Annotated in this window: 1 pseudogene; it reads left to right on the top strand. The window is 60.2% G+C overall.

Annotated features, from left to right (window positions below):
- Positions 1-466: 466 nt before the first annotated feature.
- Positions 467-656: pseudogene (locus X738_RS88270) on the top strand (IS21 family transposase); the annotation flags it as partial.

The following is a 656-nucleotide window of genomic DNA, read 5'->3' on the forward strand; positions in this document are numbered from 1 at the left end:
ATGCGCTTGAGCACAAGCTCTTCAGTCGCAACGGCGTCAAACAGGGCACGCGACGACGCACGGAACCGAACTGGGCCGATCTTGCGGTCGAGCTCAAGAAGCCCGGCGTCACCTTGCTCATCCTGTGGGAGGAGTATCGAGGATCGCATCCCGACGGTTATGGCTACAGTCGCTTTTGTGAACTTCTACGGGGATTTAAGCAGCGACTGTCACCGACGATGCGCCAGGAGCATGCGGCCGGCGACAAGGTCTTCGTGGATTATTCCGGCAAGAAGATTCCGATTGTCGATCGCANGGCGTTCCCAGACTCGTCGTTCCCGACAATCTGAAGTCGGGCGTCAGTCGCGCCAGTTTCTACGATCCCGAGATCAACCGCAGCTACGGCATGATGGCTTCCCACTATGGCGTCGGCGTTCTTCCGGCACGGCCAAGAAAGCCTCGGGATAAATCGAAAGTGGAGAATGGAGTGCGTTTCGCCCAGTCCTGCATTCTGGGGCGCCTGCGCAACCAGACTTTCTTCTCGCTGGCTGAGGCCAATGCCGCCATTGCCCAGGCGCTCGATCGCATCAACGACCACGTCATGCGCCGGCTGGGCGTCAGTCGCCGACAGCTCTTCGAGACCGTCGAGCGCCCGGCTTTGGCCCGTCTTCCACTGG

Origin of the sequence: Mesorhizobium sp. L48C026A00, from assembly GCF_000502375.1 — a bacterium.
Classification (GTDB): domain Bacteria; phylum Pseudomonadota; class Alphaproteobacteria; order Rhizobiales; family Rhizobiaceae; genus Mesorhizobium; species Mesorhizobium muleiense.